This window comes from Nocardia sp. CC213A (genome assembly GCF_030766805.1).
In the GTDB taxonomy this organism is placed as follows: Bacteria; Actinomycetota; Actinomycetes; order Mycobacteriales; family Mycobacteriaceae; genus Nocardia; species Nocardia otitidiscaviarum.
This window is the reverse complement of the sequence record NZ_JASFXA010000013.1, coordinates 123,282-139,725: the sequence shown is the minus strand read 5'-3', so window position 1 is coordinate 139,725 and position 16,444 is coordinate 123,282. Positions and strand designations below refer to the sequence as shown.

Genomic DNA, 16,444 nt, shown 5'->3' with positions numbered 1-16,444 from the left:
AAAGCCGCTGCCACACGGTGTGATCCGTGGCAGGCCACCCGGAGTGTCGGTCCCGTACACGGCGATCTCGGCGGCCAGGTCCAGCGGGCGGGTCGGCGCGCGCAGTTCCCGCTCCACCGCGGCATCCGAAACCAGCCAGCGGACTTGGCGGAACACCCGGCCCGGGAAGCCGCCCATCCGCCGGAAGCCGAGCACCGCTCCGCGGAACGCGGCTGAGCGCTCCGGTCGGGGACGAACAGAACGGCGTGATCGAAGCGCTGAATCGGCGGGGCGGCTCCGACCGGCACTGCGCACAAGCGGGCGTCCCGATCCGGCGGGAACACAATCACGTCGGTGCGGGTAGATACCGTCGATACGGATGACTGCGATCCAGACCGATGAGCCGACGAACCGACCGGCGGCGGGCGCCGCGCACGGTGGGTGGATTCGGCGCTTGTGGGCGCGCTGCCGGGAGCATCCGTGGGTACTGCTCGGCATCACCGCGGCCCTGCTCGCGGGGGCCGTCGTCGAGGTGACCGGGCCGCTGCTGGCCAAACGCGCCTTGGACGGGGCGACGGCGGGCGATACCGCGATCATCGGGGTGATGGCCGGATTCATGGCCGCGCTGGCGGTGGGGCGGTTCGCGGCCACCTTCACCCGGCGCTGGCTGGCGGGGCGGTTGGCGCTGGACGTGCAGCACGAACTGCGGCTGGATCTGCTGGCGGCACTGCAGCGGCTGGACGGGCGGGGGCAGGACGCGCTGCGGACCGGGCAGGTGGTCTCGCGCTCGATCACCGATCTGCAACTCGTGCAGGGACTGCTGGCCATGGCGCCCTGGTCGACCATGGCGGCCCTGCAATTCGTGCTGGCGGCCGCGGTGATGCTGTGGCTGTCGCCGCCGCTGGCCCTGACCGCACTGCTGGTGGTGCCCGCCATCGCCGTGGTGGTGTATCGGATTCGGCCGCGGCTGTACGCGGCCACCTGGTCGGCGCAGCAGCGGGCGGCCGATCTCGCCCAGCATGTGGAGGAGACCGTCACCGGAGTCCGGGTGGTGAAGGGCTTCGGGCAGGAATCCCGCATGGTCGGCGTGCTCGAGGGGCACGGCAGGCGGCTGTTCGCCGAGCGCATGCGGGCGGCGCGACTCGATGCCCGATTCGCGCCGACGCTGGCGGCCATCCCGCAGGCCGGGCTGGTCGGCGTGATCGCGGTCGGCGGGCTGCTGGCGCTGCGTGGATCGATCGGGGTCGGCACCTTCCTGGCGTTCACGGCCTATGTGGCGACCATGACCGCGGCGGCCCGCACCATCTCCTCGGTGCTGGTGATGGCGCAGCTGACCCGCGCCGCCGCCGAGCGTGTGCACCAGGTGATCGACAGCGCCCCGCACCGGACCGATCCGGAGCATCCGGTCGCCCTGCCCAGCGGGCCGCTCGGCATCGAGATCGACGGGCTGAGCTTCGGATTCGATCGGGAGCAGCCCATCCTGCGCGATTTCACGCTGACGGTGGAACCGGGTGAGACGGTGGCGATCATCGGTCCCGCCGGATCGGGAAAGTCCACCCTCGCGCTGCTGCTGCCCCGCTTCTACCCGCCCGACGCCGGTCGAATCATGCTGCGCGGCGGTGACTCCCGGGCCGATCTCGCCCAACTGCGGGCCGCCGACCTGCGTTCGGCCATCGGGGTGGTGTTCGACGAGCCGTTCCTGTTCTCCGACACCATCACCGCCAATATCGCCCTCGGCCGGCCCGACGCCACCGCCGCCGAGATCCGTGCCGCCGCCGCGATGGCCGCTGCCGACGAATTCATCGAGGCGCTGCCGCAGGGCTACGACACCGTGGTGGGCGAGCGCGGACTCACCCTCTCCGGCGGTCAGCGCCAGCGCATCGCCCTGGCCCGCGCCCTGCTCACCGATCCGCGCATCCTGGTTCTCGACGACGCCACCTCCGCCGTCGACGCCGTCACCGAGGCCGCCATCTTCGACGCCCTCCCCCACCGCGCGGGCCGCACCACCGTCATCCTCGCCCACCGCGAATCCACCCTGGCCCGCGCCGACCGCGTCATCCGCCTCCCCGGCCCGGACCTCACCGTGCCGACCACCGACCCACGCAACCTCACCGCGCCTCTCGCCGACGCGCGCGATCTCACCCGGCCGCCCGATCCGGCGACCATCGACACCGCGCACACGCCCGGTACGACCGCGCCGTCAGGAATAGTCGCGGAACGTCATCAGGAACCCGGCAACGGCCACCACGAACAGCGTCGCGAACCCGAGCACCCGCAACCACACGACCGACCAGTCGCGCACCCACAGCCCGGCGAGCATGACGAACAGCAGCATGAGCACCCCGTAGAACGGGGTCCGCTGGGGATGTCGTCCCATACCTCCGGCGTACTCCCCGCACCGCCCGCCCGCCAGCACACCCGGTCGGACCACCGATCAACAGGCAGCGGCCCCGACACCGACGCCCGGGCGAGCACCGAACCACCCCACTGCGACCCCGCCGCAAGCAACGAACAGCCGACAAACGACGAGGCGGTCACCCACCACGAGCCCGTACCCGCGACCGATCACCGACCGGTCACCACGACCAAGCAACCGCCCACCGAACGCCGAGCACACGGCGGGTCCCCGTACGGCGAATCCGCACCCGCATCGGATCCACCGGGCGAGCGCGCGAACGTCGACTCCGGCCGCCAATCGCCAACGGCCACCCCGACGGACAGCGGGCACTACGTGGGGGCCGCCGGTCCGGACGGCAGGCACCAGGCGGACCTCCCAGGCCCGGACAGCAAACACCACCTGGACACCGCAGGCCCGGTCAGCGAATACCACACGGACCCTGCGAGTCCGAGCCGCAAGCATCACGTGAGCACCGCCGGTCCGGACGGCGGACACGACCCGTACCCCGTCCCTGTGGGGCACGGCACGGCCGGTCCCAGTGAGCTCGATCCGGATACGCCGCCGGAGGTGCGGCGGTCGCTGCGGAAGCTGGCACCGGCCACCGAGCTGCCCGGGGTGGACGAGCAGGGGTTGCGGGAGCCCGATCCCGGGTTCCGGTTGCGGCGGGCGCTGCGGCCGGTGCGGTGGCTGGTGGCGGCGACCGTGCTGCTGCTCGGACTGGCTGCGCTGGTGAGCGTGGGATTCCCGTCTCTCGTGCGATTCGCCATCGACCATGGTGTGAGTGCTGGGAACGGCGCGGCGCTGGGATGGGCCGCCGGGAGCGGCGCGGTGCTGGTCGCGGTCGGGTGGGTGGTGGCCTCGGCGGCGCTGCTGTGGGGGTCGCGGGCCGGGGAGCGGGTGTTGTACGGGCTGCGGGTGCGCAGTTACGCGCATTTGCAGCGGCTGGGCCTGGACTACTACGAGCGCGAACTGTCCGGTCGGATCATGACCCGGATGACCACCGATATCGACGCGCTGTCGACCTTCCTGCAGACCGGCGTGCCCGAGGTGGTGGTCAGCCTGCTGACCGTGGTGGGCATCGCCGCGGCGCTGCTGCTGATCGACGCACAGCTGGCACTGGTGATCATCGCCGCCATACCGCCGCTGGCCCTGGCCACCTGGCTGTTCCGCCGGGTGTCGAATTCGGCCTACAGCGCGGCGCGCGAGCACGCCGCCACCGTGAACGCCGACTTCCAGGAGAACGTGTCGGGGCTGCGGGTGGTGCAGGCGTACCGGCACGAGCCGCGGGCCGCACGCCGATTCGCCCGGTACTCCGACAACTACCGGGCCAGCCGGATGCGGGCGCAGCGCGCCATCGCGGTGTTCTTCTCCTTCGTCGGCGCGTGGACGGATCTGGCGCTGGCCGCCGTGGTGTTCGCCGGAGCCTGGCAGGTGGCGCGGGGCACCACCACGGCGGGCACGCTGGTGGCGTTCGTGCTGTACCTGGGCCTGCTGTTCGGTCCCATCCACCAGCTGTCCCAGCTCTTCGACGGCTATCAGCAGGCGCGGGTGGGCCTGCGGCGCATCGGCGAACTGTTGCGCACCGAATCCTCCATCGCGCCCGATCCGGAGAACGCGGTCCCGATCGCGGGTGAACTGCGCGGTGAGGTGGTATTCGAGAATGTGCGATTCCGGTATCCGACCGCCTCGACCCCGGCCCTGGACGGGGTGAGTTTCCGCATTCCCGCCGGTGGCAGCCTCGCGCTCGTCGGCGCGACGGGTGCGGGCAAGTCGACGATCGTCAAACTGCTGGCCCGGCTCTACGACCTGCCCCGGGATCCGGATTCCGGCGGCGTCTTCGTCGACGGCGTCGATATCCGGGACTACCGGCTCACCGACTACCGCTCCCGATTGGGCGTGGTGCCGCAGGAAGCTCACCTCTTCACCGGCGACGTGGCGAGCAATATCTCATTTGGCAAACCTTTCGCCACCACCTCACAGATCGCTCGGGCAGCCGATGAAGTGGGAGCGCTCGACACCATCGCGGCGCTGCCGCGCGGGTTCGGGCAGCCGGTCGGCGAACGGGGACGGGGACTGTCGGCGGGCCAGCGGCAGCTCATCGCCCTGGCGCGGGCCGAGCTGGTGCACCCGGATCTGCTGCTGCTCGACGAGGCCACGGCCGTGCTCGACCCGGCGGCCGAGGCATCGGTGCTGGTCGCGAGCCGATCGGTGACGCGCGGGCGGACCGCGATCATTGTCGCGCATCGCCTGGCCACCGCCGCCCAGGCCGATCGGATCGCGGTCGTGGAGCACGGCCGCATCACCGAAATCGGCACCCATGACGAACTGCTGGCCGCCGCGGGCACGTACTCCCGCCTGTGGGCTGCGGCGGGTGCGGAGAAAGGAATATTCTCGGGCGGGGACGAGTCGTCACCAAGGGAGATGTCCACTCGGTGGTAGTCCACGCCCACGGGCGATCGGGCGGGGGCATATCCTCAGTGGGGGCGCATCGGCGCGCATCTTGCCGATTACCCGTGCCGGGCACGTCACAAACGTCGCAGCGCGAAGAACGAAATGAGGCGAACACCTGCTGTGAGCAGCTCAACAGACCAGTTCGGACAGAACCAGTGGCTCGTCGACGAGATGTACCAGAAGTACAAACAGGACCCGTCGTCTGTCGATGAGAGCTGGCACGAGTTCCTCGCCGACTACACACCGGAGAACACCGCCGACGGCAACAGTCAGGCCGCCACCCCGGCCGCTGCCGCCACCCCCGCTCCGGCTCCCGCCCCGCCGCGGCCCGCCGCTCCGAAGCCCGCCGCCGCGCCCGCCCCGGCACCGGCCAAGGCCAAGGCTCCGGCCCCCGCGCAGGCGCGCTCCCCGCAGACCACTCCCGCCCCCGCCTCCAACGCCGCCCCCACCGCGGGTGCGCCGAAGGCGGACGTGAGCGATGAGGCCAAGGTCCTACGCGGGCCCGCCGCGGCGGTCGTGAAGAACATGTCGGCGTCCCTGACCATCCCCACCGCCACCTCCGTGCGCGCCATCCCGGCGAAGCTGATGATCGACAACCGGCTGGTCATCAACAACCACCTGGCCCGCACCCGCGGCGGCAAGATCTCCTTCACCCACCTGCTCGGCTACGCCATCGTGCAGGCGGTCAAGTCCTTCCCGAATATGAACCGGCACTTCGCCGAGATCGACGGGAAGCCCAACGCGGTCACCCCGGCGCACACCAACCTGGGTCTGGCCATCGACCTGCCCGGCAAGGACGGCAACCGCTCCCTGGTCGTGGCGGCCATCAAGAACTGCGAGGGCATGACCTTCGCGCAGTTCCACAGTGCCTACGAGGACATCGTGCGCCGCGCCCGCGACGGCAAGCTGGGCATCGAGGACTTCTCGGGCGTCACCATCTCGCTGACCAACCCGGGCACCATCGGCACCAACCATTCGGTGCCGCGGCTGATGCCGGGTCAGGGCGCGATCATCGGTGCGGGCGCCATGGAGTACCCGGCCGAGTTCCAGGGCATGGGTGACGATCAGCTCGCCGAGATCGGCATCGGCAAGCTCATGACGCTCACCTCCACCTACGACCACCGCATCATCCAGGGCGCGGAGTCCGGCGACTTCCTGCGCACCATCCACCAGTTGCTGATCTCCGACGAGTTCTACGACGAGATCTTCCACGGCATGGGCGTGCCCTACGAGCCGGTGCGCTGGCGCCGCGACGTCACCGAGCGCGGCGTCGACAAGAGCGTGCGCGTGCAGGAGCTCATCGCCGCCTACCGCAACCGCGGCCACCTGATGGCCGACACCGACCCCCTACGGCTGGTCAAAGACAAGTTCCGCTCGCATCCGGATCTGGACGTCACCGAGCACGGCCTGACCCTGTGGGATCTGGACCGCGAGTTCAACGTCGCGGGCTTCCACGGCCAGGAGCGCATGAAGCTGCGCGACGTGCTGTCCATCCTGCGCGACGCCTACTGCCGCCACGTCGGCGTGGAGTACACCCACATCCTCGATCCCGAGCAGTTGCAGTGGATCCAGGACCGGGTCGAGCAGAAGCACGAGAAGCCGTCGGTCGCCGAGCAGAAGTACATTCTGTCGCGCCTGAACGCCGCCGAGGCGTTCGAGACCTTCCTGCAGACCAAGTACGTGGGCCAGAAGCGCTTCTCGCTGGAGGGCGCGGAGTCCGTCATCCCGATGATGGACTCGGTCATCAACCAGTGCGCCGAGCACGCCCTCGACGAGGTCGTCATCGGCATGCCGCACCGCGGCCGCCTGAACGTGCTGGCCAATATCGTCGGCAAGCCCTACTCGAAGATCTTCACCGAGTTCGAGGGCAATATGAACCCGGCGGCCACACACGGCTCCGGCGACGTGAAGTACCACCTGGGCGCGCAGGGCACCTACATCCAGATGTTCGGCGACAACGACATCACGGTGTCGCTGACCGCCAACCCCTCGCACCTGGAGGCGGTGGACCCGGTGCTGGAGGGCCTGGTCCGTGCCAAGCAGGACCTGCTCACCAAGGAGGACCTGTCCACCAAGGGTGAGGAGGAGCGCAACTTCTCCGTCGTGCCGCTCATGCTGCACGGCGACGCGGCCTTCGCGGGCCAGGGCGTGGTGGCCGAGACCCTGAACCTGTCGGGTCTGCGCGGTTACCGCACCGGCGGCACCGTACACATCGTGGTCAACAACCAGATCGGCTTCACCACCGCACCGGAGTACTCGCGCTCCACCGAATACTCCACCGATATCGCGAAGTTCATCGGTGCGCCGATCTTCCACGTGAACGGTGACGATCCGGAAGCCTGCGTGTGGGTGGCCGAACTGGCCGTCGACTACCGGCAGAAGTTCAACAAGGATGTCGTCATCGACCTCATCTGCTACCGCCGCCGCGGGCACAACGAGGGCGACGACCCGTCGATGACCCAGCCGCAGATGTACGACGTGATCGACACCAAGCGCTCGGTGCGCAAGATCTACACCGAGAGCCTGATCGGTCGTGGCGACATCTCCATGAAGGAAGCCGAAGACGCGCTGCGCGACTACCAGGGTCAGTTGGAGCGCGTCTTCAACGAGGTCCGCGAGCTGGAGAAATACCGGCCGGAACCGTCGGAATCGGTCGAGGACGACCAGCAGATCCCGCCGAATATGGTCACCGCCGTGGACAAGACGGTGCTGCAGCGCATCGGCGACGCGTTCGTGAACGTGCCCGAGGGCTTCAGCGTGCACCCGCGCGTCAAGCCGGTGCTGGAGCGCCGCCGCGAAATGGCCTACGAGGGCAAGGTGGACTGGGCGTTCGCCGAGCTGCTCGCCTTCGGCACCCTGATCGACGAGGGGCACGCGGTGCGCCTGACCGGTCAGGACTCCCGCCGCGGCACCTTCACCCAGCGCCACTCGGTGATCATCGACCGCAAGACCGGCGCGGAGTACACCCCGCTGCACAACATCGGGTCGACGAACGCCGGCTGGTTCGCGGTGCACGATTCGGCGCTGAGCGAATTCGCCGCCGTCGGTTTCGAATACGGCTACTCGCTGGGCAACCCGGACGCGCTGGTGCTGTGGGAGGCGCAGTTCGGCGACTTCGTCAACGGCGCGCAGACCATCATCGACGAGTTCATCTCCTCCGGTGAGGCCAAGTGGGGTCAGCTCTCCGAGGTCGTGCTGCTGCTGCCGCACGGTCACGAGGGCCAGGGTCCGGACCACACCTCCGGCCGCATCGAGCGGTTCCTCCAGCTGTGCGCGGAGGGCTCGATGACGGTGGCGGTGCCGTCCACCCCGTCGAACTACTTCCACCTGCTGCGCCGCCACGCGCTGGACGGCATTCGCCGCCCGCTGGTGGTCTTCACGCCGAAGTCCATGCTGCGCAACAAGGCCGTCATCTCCGATATCGAGGACTTCACGGACAACAAGTTCCGCACCGTCCTGGAGGAGCCGACCTACGAGAGCGGCGACGGCGACCGGTCGAAGGTCAAGCGCGTGCTGCTCACCTCCGGCAAGCTCTACTACGAGCTGGTGGCGGAGAAGCAGAAGCGGGGCCGTGACGATGTCGCCATCGTGCGCGTCGAGCAGCTGTACCCGATTCCGAAGTTCCGCCTGAACGAGGCGCTGGAGGGCTACGCCGCCGCCACCGATCTGGTGTGGATCCAGGAGGAGCCCGCCAACCAGGGCGCGTGGCCGTTCTTCGGCCTGAACCTGCCGGACATCCTCCCGGCCCGGTTCGGCAAGCTGCGCCGCATCTCGCGCCGCGCCATGTCGGCCCCATCCTCGGGTTCGTCGAAGGTGCACGCGGTGGAGCAGCAGGAGATCATCGAAGAGGCGTTCGCGGCGACCTCGTAAGGCGAAGCCCTACCGCTGCGCCGGGTCGAATCCGCTCCCACGGAGCGATTCGACCCGGCGTCGTGGTTTCGGCACGAGGCTCAGCGCGTCAACCCGCTGAGTCGGTCCCAGTCGATGGTGATCCCGATGGGGAGTTCGACCGCCGTCGGTTGCCCGTCCGGTTGCAGCTTCCACTGCAGCCGGTACTGACCCAGTACGTGGTCCAGGACGTGCACCTCGATCGACTCGACTCGGTTGTCACCCAGGGTGACGACCCAATACCAGGCGATGCCCGCCCGCGCGTACTCCGCCTTCTTCACGACCAGATCCACGTTCTCGGTTCCCGGCGAGATTATCTCGACGACGAGTCGCACCAACGACGCGGGCAATGGCCGAAGATCCTCTGGCGCGCAATCGAATACCGCGATGTCGGGCCGCCGGATCGTCGTCCTCGGCATCTCCCACAGCAGCACATCGAAGTCGGTGTTCACATCGAGGCAGTCACCGTTGTAGCGATTCAGGTGGGAGGTCACCGCCCCATCGAGAATGTCCGCAAGCCTGCGTTGCGCGGTCTGGTGCGGCCGAGTCGGTGACTCGGCCCGCACCGCCTGCCCGTTCTCGACCTCCACCAGACGACAGAAGTCCTCGGGCAGCTTCTTCCAGATCTCAACGGTGATCGGCTCGGGCTGCAGGTTCTCCTCCCGTGCCCAATCGAGCATCCCGGACATGACACGCTCCTCACCCGACCGACGATGATGATTCGATCCTATAGCCCGGCCACATCGGCTATGGGTGATCCCACGTGCCGCCACTCGGGATCCGTGCCTGGTGCGAGTCGTTCTCGGGCACGCCGACGGGAGCAGTCCTATCGGCCGCCCGACCCGCGAGGACGACGGTGTTGCCGCCCAACTGTTTCGCCTTGTACATGGCGGCGTCGGCGCAGCGCAGCAGATCGTCGGCGGTGGCGCCGTGTTCGAAGGCGGCCACGCCGACGCTGGCGGTGACCGGGGTGTGCGGGCCGGTCATGGTGGCGATGGCGCGGCAGACGCGTTCGGCCGCGGCCTGTGCGGCGGCCGGGTCCAGGTGCGCGAGGACGGCGAATTCCTCACCGCCGCTTCGGGCTACGAGAGTGTCGCCGTCGGCGCAGGCGCGTAGTCGGGCCGCGGTGCGGACCAGGATGTCGTCACCCGCCGAATGCCCGTAGGTGTCGTTGACCGCCTTGAAGTCGTCCAGGTCGATGACCATGGCGCAGACCGCGCGACCGTCGTCCAGGCCGAATCGGCCGGACAGGTAGTAGTCGAGGCCGCGGCGGTTCAGCAGGGTGGTGAGCGCGTCGGTGAGCGCGTCGGTGCGCAGCACCCAATAGCAGAAGTGCACGGTGGGCAGCACCACCACGATGGCCACGGCCATGATCAGGATGATCGCGACGGCCAGCGCCACGTCACCGGTCTCCCCCGCCAATCGAGCCGCCAGCACGAGCACCGACACCAGCGAGAACACGGCGTGCGCGGTCAGTGCCCGCGGGCTGTGGAAGACGCTCACGTACCCGCCGGTGACCACCAGCAGCAGCGCCCCGATCGACCCGTACACCCGGTCCTGATCCATCAGGCAGGCCGACACCACCAGCAGGTCGGCCGCCCCGATCAGCAGCAGCGATTCGTTCTCCCCCGGCCACGGCCCCAACCACCAGCGCAGCGCCCACAGCGTCGCCCCGCCGGTCACGAACGCGAAGACGATATGCCCGGCAGTCCCGTGCGGCCCCGCCGGTGAGATCCAGGTGAGCACCGCGATCACCACCATGACGGCCCCGCCCGCGCCCACCACGATCCGCACCGGCCAGTCCGCCGAGCGCGCCGCCAAGGTCCGCAGCAGCCACCGGTAGTCCACCGGGTCGTTCCACCAGGCCCGAACGATCGCGCACCTGTCACGCATACCACCCGTCGGCAAAGAACGCCCCTTCTTCCGCCGAACATCGAATCCCGCCATATGGGACGATCCCCCGACCGCGCCCCGGTGCACACACCCCAGCACATACCGCCCCCTACGGGCAACCCCGGTCCGCGATGGGAAGCCCTCGGTGGGCGCGACAACCGCCGTGTGCTCCCGATTCGATCCGCAGGACCGACGCGACCGCTCTCGAACACGTCAGCGGCGTTCACCTCCCCGCGCCCCCAGGCGACGGCGACAGCCCGGATCCGCATCCGAGAGCTGCTGCTGCGGGCGTTGTCAGCGCAGGAGACCGAGAAAACGCGGAGGTCGGCGGGGCGGCCGTGACGGGAAGCGGAAGTCGGCGGGGCGGCCATGACGGGGAAGCGGAGGTCGACCGGGTGCCCGGTCCAGTGCGCTTGCGCCGGGTGGTGCGACCGCTCCGCCCGGCGGCGGTCGTCATCACCCCGCGCCCGTGACAACAGCGACCCCTACGGCACCGGGAAGGTCCGCGAGTTCGATCCCGCGGACCTTCCCGGTGTCGTCAGCGCAAGGGGCCGAAGAAGGTGCGCAGGTCGGCAGCCAGATCGGCGGGGGCCTCCATGGCGGGGAAGTGGCGGCCGCGCGGGAAGTCGGTCCAGTGCGCGTCGGCGGGCGCGGCGACGAGGCGGCGCACGGTGTCGTCGGAGCCGAAGGCGGCGAAGCCCTGGGGTACGGCGGCGGGGCCGCCCCAGTCGGTGGTGTGGGCCTGGTCGTAGAGGGTGTGGGCGGCGGTGGATCCGGAGGCGGTGAACCAGTAGAGGCTGACGGTGGTGAGGAGCTGGTCGCGGTCGACGGGGAGGTCGGTCCATTCGGCGAATTTCTCGGCGATCCAGGCCAATTGCAGGATCGGGGAGTCGACCAGGCCGTACCCGATGGTCTGCGGGCGGCTGTTCTGGATGGCGAGGTACCCGGAACCGTCCTGCTGGAACTCCGCCATGCGCGTCAGGATGACCTTGTCGACCGGATCGTCGGCGTTCAACCGGTCGGCCATGCCGGGCATGAAGGTCGCGGTGGCGGCGGCGGTGTACGGATCGGTGACCACGTGGACGCCGATGACGTGCTCGGGGTCGAAGCTCGCCACCATGCCGGAGACGCCCGCGCCCACGTCGCCGCCGTGCACGGCGTAGCGGTCGTAGCCGAGGCGGCTCATGAGTTCCACCCAGGCGCGGCCGGTGCGGGCCATGCTCCAGCCGGTGCCGCTCAGCGGCGTCGACAGCGTGTAGCCGGGCAGTGACGGCGCCACCACGTGGAATGCCTGGCCCTGTTCGGGGTTCACCAGTGGCTCGATGAGACTCAGGAACTCGGCGACCGAGCTGGGGTAGCCGTGGGTGATCAGCAGCGGTGTGGCATCGGGGTGGTCGGAGGTCACGTGCAGGAAGTGGATGCGCTGTCCGTCGATCTCGGTGACGTACTGGGGGTAGGCGTTGAGCGCCGCTTCCTGGGCGCGCCAGTCGAATCCGGTCCGCCAGTACTCGGCCAGCTCCCGCAGCTCGTCGGCGGGGATGCCGCGCTCGGATCCGGTGCCGGGCACCTGCTGGGCGTAACGGGTGCGGGCCAGCCGGTCGTGCAGGTCGTCCAGTTCGGTCTGCGGGATCTCGAGGCGGAAGGGGCGAATGTCGGCGTGCATCTCGTAACTCCGTTCGGTGCTGCGCTGTCTTGCGCTGGTGCTGTCTTGCGCTGGTAATGCCACGGTAGGAACAATTGCGGAAGGATTCGTTCCGCAATTGGAGGTGCAATCGAAGAATGTTGGAAACTTCCGCCCGATTGCTCCGTTTACTCTCCTTGCTCCAGGCCCGCCGCGACTGGACAAGCGCCGAACTGTCCGACCGCTTGCGGGTCACCACCCGCACCGTCCGCAAGGACATCGAGCGCCTGCGCGCACTCGGCTACCCGGTCGAGGCGCGCCCCGGCGTGGACGGCGGCTATCGACTCGGTGCGGGTGGCGCGCTGCCGCCGCTGCTGCTCGACGACGAGGAAGCCGTGGCGGTGGCGATCGGATTACGCACGGCCGCAACGGGTTCCATCTCGGGTATCGAGGAGACGTCGTTGCGCGCACTCACCAAACTGGAGCGCATCCTGCCCGCCCGCCTGCGCCACCGGGTGAGCGCCTTCGGCTCGCACGCCCTGCCGGTTCCGGCCCGCGGGCCGCGGGTCGATCCGGAGGTGCTCACCACGCTCGCCGGGGCCTGCCGCGACCACGAGCGGCTGCGCTTCGACTACAGCGCGCACTCCGGGGCCGAGACCCGGCGCGATGTGGAGCCCTATCGCCTGGTCAGCCATCGGCAGCGCTGGTATCTGCTGGGCTGGGATCGCGACCGCGACGACTGGCGCACCTTCCGCGTGGACCGCATCCGCCCGCGCACGCCCACCGGGCCGCGCTTCGCTCCCCGCGCGCTGCCGCCCGATCACGAGATCAGCGCGCGGGTGGAACGCGGGGTCGGCGAGGGCACCTGGCGGTACCGGGCTCGGATCATCGTGCACGCACCGGAAAGTCATGTGCGGGAGCGGCTTCCAATTCCGGTGCAGATAGAGTCGCTGGGTGCGGACCGGTGCGCCTGCACGCCCGGCTCGGACCATCCGCTCCAGCTCGCCCTGTACGTGGGCATGCTCGACGCCGATTTCGAGGTGGTGGACGCGCCGGAACTGGCGGATGCGCTGCGCACCCTGATCGCGCGCTACCGCCGGGCGCTGCCGGACTGAGCGCGCCACGGCCTTCGCTACCACGGCCTTCGCTGCCACGGCCACCCCGCCATGAGCGCTCTCACACCGCCTTGTCGCCCCGGCTCCCGCGTCGTATATTCCGCATGGAATATACGACGCGGGATAGTCCCGGAGAGGGGGCGTGGCGGTGACGAGGAAGTCGGCGGGCGCATCGCTGACGCCGATGGCGATCGCGGTGCTCGCCCTGCTGGAGGAGCGGCCGATGCATCCGTACGAGATGTACCAACTGCTCATGACCCGGCGCGAAGACCACCTGATCAAGATTCGGCCGGGGTCGCTGTACCACACCGTGGACCGCCTCACCCGGCACGGTTTCGCGGCCGCCGAGGGCACCGACCGCGCCGGGAACCGCCCGGAGCGCACCATCTACCGCATGACCGACGCGGGCCGCTCCGCCCTGCGCGGCCAGGTCACCGAACTGCTCCGGCGGCCGCTGCGCGAGTACCCGATCTTCCCGGTGGCGCTGGCCGAATCCCACAATCTGCCCCGCGAACAGGTGCTCATAGCGCTGCGCGAACGCATCGCCCGGCTGGACGGCGACATCGCCGAACTCGACGCCCTGCGCGCCTGGGTACACCGCAAGAATGTGCCCCGCCGCTACTGGATGGTCCTGGACTATCTGCGCGCCCAGCAGGCCACCGAGATCGACTGGTTGCGCGATTTCGTCGCCGAACTGGAGAGCGGCGAACTCCCCTGGGAGACATTCGATCCGGAGACCGGCGAACGCCTGCCCGCCCCCGACGAGCGGCTCGGACACGACTGGGCCGCCGCCGTCACCGACGACATCTTCGACGAGCTTCGGAAAGGCGGTGGCACCCCTCCCACACCATGAACCGCCCAACCCGACCACTCGGACGAGGAACGACAACCATGACCACTCGACGCAATCCGTGGCTGGCGCTGTACGCGCTGGTCGTCGGCTTCTTCATGATCCTGCTGGATATGACCATCGTGGCGGTGGCCAATCCGGCGATCATGACCGACCTGCACGCCGACATCAACAGCGTCATCTGGGTGACCAGCGCCTACCTGCTCACCTACGCGGTCCCGCTGCTGGTCACCGGGCGGCTCGGAGATCGCTTCGGCCCCAAGAACGTCTACCTGCTCGGCCTGGCCGTCTTCACCGCCTCCTCGCTGTGGTGCGCCATGTCCGGCTCCATCGAGATGCTGATCGCGGCGCGCGCGGTGCAGGGTCTCGGCGCGGCGCTGATGACGCCGCAGACCATGGCGGTCATCACCCGCACCTTCCCGCCGGACAAGCGCGGCGCGGCCATGGGGCTGTGGGGCGGCGTCGCGGGTCTGGCCACGCTGGTCGGCCCGATTCTGGGCGGCTTCCTGGTGGATTCGCACGGCTGGGAGTGGATCTTCTACATCAATGTGCCCGTGGGCGTCATCGCCTTCGGCCTGGCCGTCTGGCTGGTGCCCACCCTGGACACCCATACGCACAAGTTCGATCTGGTGGGCGTGGCGCTCAGCGCGATCGGCATGTTCCTGCTGGTCTTCGGCATTCAGGAGGGCAACAGCCGGGATTGGGACGCCCTCATCTGGGCGATGATCATCGCCGGGCTGGTGGTGCTCGGGTTGTTCGTGATCAATCAGGCCCGCAATACCGGGGAACCGCTGGTGCCGCTGAGCCTGTTCCGGGACCGCAATTTCGCGCTCTCCAATCTGGGCATCGCCGCCATGGGCGCGGCGGTGACGGCGATCTTCGTGCCGTTCTACTTCTATCTGCAACAGGTGCGGGAGCTGTCGCCGACGCGTTCGGCGCTGGTGCTGGCCCCCATGGCCATCATCACCGGAGTGTGCGCCCCGATCATCGGCAAGCTGTCGGACCGGACGCCGCCGCGCCTCATCCCGACCGTCGGTTTCGCCCTCTTCGCGTCCACCACCTTCGGTTTCGCCGCGTTCATGACGCCGGATACGCCGATTCCGGTGTTCCTGGTGATCGGCGGCATCGCCGGTGTCGCCAATGCCTGCATCTGGGCGCCGCTGGCCACCACGGCCACCCACAACCTGCCGGTGCAGCAGGCCGGGGCGGGGGCGGGCGTCTACAACACCACGCGTCAGGTGGGTTCGGTGCTGGGTTCGGCCGCGGTGGCCGCGCTGCTCTCGGCGCGCATCGCCGCGCAGGGGCTGCCGTCGGACAGTCCGATCGGTGAGGGCGCGCCGGGGATGGGCGCGCTGCCGCCGGAGGTGCTGGACAAGATCAGCACGGCATTGAGCCAGTCCATGTACCTTCCGGCCGGTGTGCTGCTGGTCGGCGTCGTCGCCTCCGCGCTGTTCGTCGGCCGCCCCAGCCCGGACCGGCCGAAACCCGAACCGGCCACGGTGGATTCGGTGCGCTGAGACCGCACATCGGACCGCCCGGCCGCGAGTTCCGGGCGGTCCCCACCGTGACGATCAGAGCGGTGACGATCAGAGCAGCAGACCGGTCAGGCGATGCCAGTCCACCCGGATCTCGATCGGCATCTCCACCAGGGTCGAATCGACATCGGCCTTGAGCCGCTTGTGCAGGCGGTACTGGCGCAGCACCAGCACATGGATGTCGATGGACGCCACCCGCTCGCCGTCCATCCGCACCAGCCAGTACCAGGGGATGCCCGCCAGCGCGTATTCGGCGGTCTTGTCGGCGGTGTCCACGCGCTCGGTGGCCGGGGACACCACCTCCACCGCGATCTTGATGCGGGCGGCGGGCATCGGGCCGAAATCGGAAGGCTCACCGCAGAACAGCGCCACGTCCGGGCGGCGCACGGTGACGCGCGGCAGATCCCACAGCAGCACATCGAGATCGGTCGCCACGAACAGCCAGCCGTCGTTGTAGCGGTTCATATGCTTCTCGGCCGCGGTCTCCAGCATGGACGACAGTCGCCGCGCCGCATTGCGCTGCGCGAGGGTGGGTCTGTCGGCCCGCACGGCATCGCCGTTGACCACCTCGACGAGTCGGCAGAACTCGCGCGGCAGCTGCTTCCAGATATCGAGGGTGATGGGTTCGGGCTGGAGGTTCTCCGGCCGAGCCCATTCCAGTACACGGGTCATGCTGGTGCCGCCTCTCCGTGACTTCGGCGCACGGCTCGGGTG

Annotated in this window: 9 protein-coding genes; 5 read left to right on the top strand and 4 right to left on the bottom strand. The window is 69.3% G+C overall.

From position 1 onward, the window contains the following. Positions 1-358: 358 nt before the first annotated feature. Both QJS31_RS23425 and QJS31_RS23420 read left to right on the top strand, forming a co-directional pair. Positions 359-4,816 (top strand): ABC transporter transmembrane domain-containing protein, encoded by a 4,458-nt coding sequence (locus tag QJS31_RS23425; RefSeq protein WP_306357684.1) that lies wholly within the window; start codon positions 359-361, stop codon positions 4,814-4,816. Positions 4,817-4,930: 114 nt separating this feature from the next. Continuing rightward, positions 4,931-8,698 (top strand): multifunctional oxoglutarate decarboxylase/oxoglutarate dehydrogenase thiamine pyrophosphate-binding subunit/dihydrolipoyllysine-residue succinyltransferase subunit, encoded by a 3,768-nt coding sequence (locus QJS31_RS23420; RefSeq protein WP_306357683.1) that lies wholly within the window; start codon positions 4,931-4,933, stop codon positions 8,696-8,698. An 80-nt stretch (positions 8,699-8,778) separates the two neighbouring features. Here QJS31_RS23420 and QJS31_RS23415 read toward each other — a convergent pair whose 3' ends face one another. From QJS31_RS23415 to QJS31_RS23405, 3 genes are all read right to left on the bottom strand, one after another. Then, positions 8,779-9,405: a Uma2 family endonuclease gene (locus QJS31_RS23415; RefSeq protein ID WP_282785691.1), complete on the bottom strand. Its 627-nt coding sequence runs from the start codon at positions 9,403-9,405 to the stop codon at positions 8,779-8,781. A gap of 58 nt (positions 9,406-9,463) precedes the next feature. Then, a complete protein-coding gene (locus tag QJS31_RS23410; protein ID WP_306357682.1) occupies positions 9,464-10,609 on the bottom strand; it encodes a GGDEF domain-containing protein in 1,146 nt (381 codons plus the stop codon). 538 nt (positions 10,610-11,147) lie between these two features. Further along, the gene (locus QJS31_RS23405; protein ID WP_306357681.1) at positions 11,148-12,272 is read right to left on the bottom strand and encodes an epoxide hydrolase family protein; all 1,125 of its coding nucleotides are present in this window, start codon (positions 12,270-12,272) and stop codon (positions 11,148-11,150) included. A gap of 116 nt (positions 12,273-12,388) precedes the next feature. On the opposite strand from QJS31_RS23405, the gene QJS31_RS23400 reads away from it, so the two are divergent. From QJS31_RS23400 to QJS31_RS23390, 3 genes are all read left to right on the top strand, one after another. Next, positions 12,389-13,345: a YafY family protein gene (locus QJS31_RS23400; RefSeq protein ID WP_282786437.1), complete on the top strand. Its 957-nt coding sequence runs from the start codon at positions 12,389-12,391 to the stop codon at positions 13,343-13,345. A 148-nt stretch (positions 13,346-13,493) separates the two neighbouring features. Further along, complete coding sequence (locus QJS31_RS23395; RefSeq protein WP_306357680.1) at positions 13,494-14,198, top strand: PadR family transcriptional regulator; 705 nt, start codon at positions 13,494-13,496, stop codon at positions 14,196-14,198. Between the two features lie 38 nt (positions 14,199-14,236). Next, positions 14,237-15,712, top strand: a complete 1,476-nt coding sequence (locus tag QJS31_RS23390) for a DHA2 family efflux MFS transporter permease subunit (protein ID WP_282786060.1) — start codon at positions 14,237-14,239, stop codon at positions 15,710-15,712. Positions 15,713-15,781: 69 nt separating this feature from the next. Here QJS31_RS23390 and QJS31_RS23385 read toward each other — a convergent pair whose 3' ends face one another. Further along, on the bottom strand, positions 15,782-16,402 hold the full coding sequence (locus QJS31_RS23385; RefSeq protein WP_282786059.1) for a Uma2 family endonuclease: 621 nt from the start codon (positions 16,400-16,402) through the stop codon (positions 15,782-15,784). Between the last annotated feature and the right edge of the window lie 42 nt (positions 16,403-16,444).

Bases quoted from the DNA above. Each gene is read 5' to 3' on its own strand.
- QJS31_RS23400 (WP_282786437.1), top strand. From the start codon at position 12,389: ATGTTGGAAACTTCCGCCCGATTGCTCCGTTTACTCTCCTTGCTCCAG.
- QJS31_RS23385 (WP_282786059.1), bottom strand. From the start codon at position 16,402: ATGACCCGTGTACTGGAATGGGCTCGGCCGGAGAACCTCCAGCCCGAA.
- QJS31_RS23410 (WP_306357682.1), bottom strand. From the start codon at position 10,609: ATGCGTGACAGGTGCGCGATCGTTCGGGCCTGGTGGAACGACCCGGTG.
- QJS31_RS23425 (WP_306357684.1), top strand. From the start codon at position 359: ATGACTGCGATCCAGACCGATGAGCCGACGAACCGACCGGCGGCGGGC.
- QJS31_RS23405 (WP_306357681.1), bottom strand. From the start codon at position 12,272: ATGCACGCCGACATTCGCCCCTTCCGCCTCGAGATCCCGCAGACCGAA.
- QJS31_RS23420 (WP_306357683.1), top strand. From the start codon at position 4,931: ATGAGGCGAACACCTGCTGTGAGCAGCTCAACAGACCAGTTCGGACAG.
- QJS31_RS23415 (WP_282785691.1), bottom strand. From the start codon at position 9,405: ATGTCCGGGATGCTCGATTGGGCACGGGAGGAGAACCTGCAGCCCGAG.
- QJS31_RS23390 (WP_282786060.1), top strand. From the start codon at position 14,237: ATGACCACTCGACGCAATCCGTGGCTGGCGCTGTACGCGCTGGTCGTC.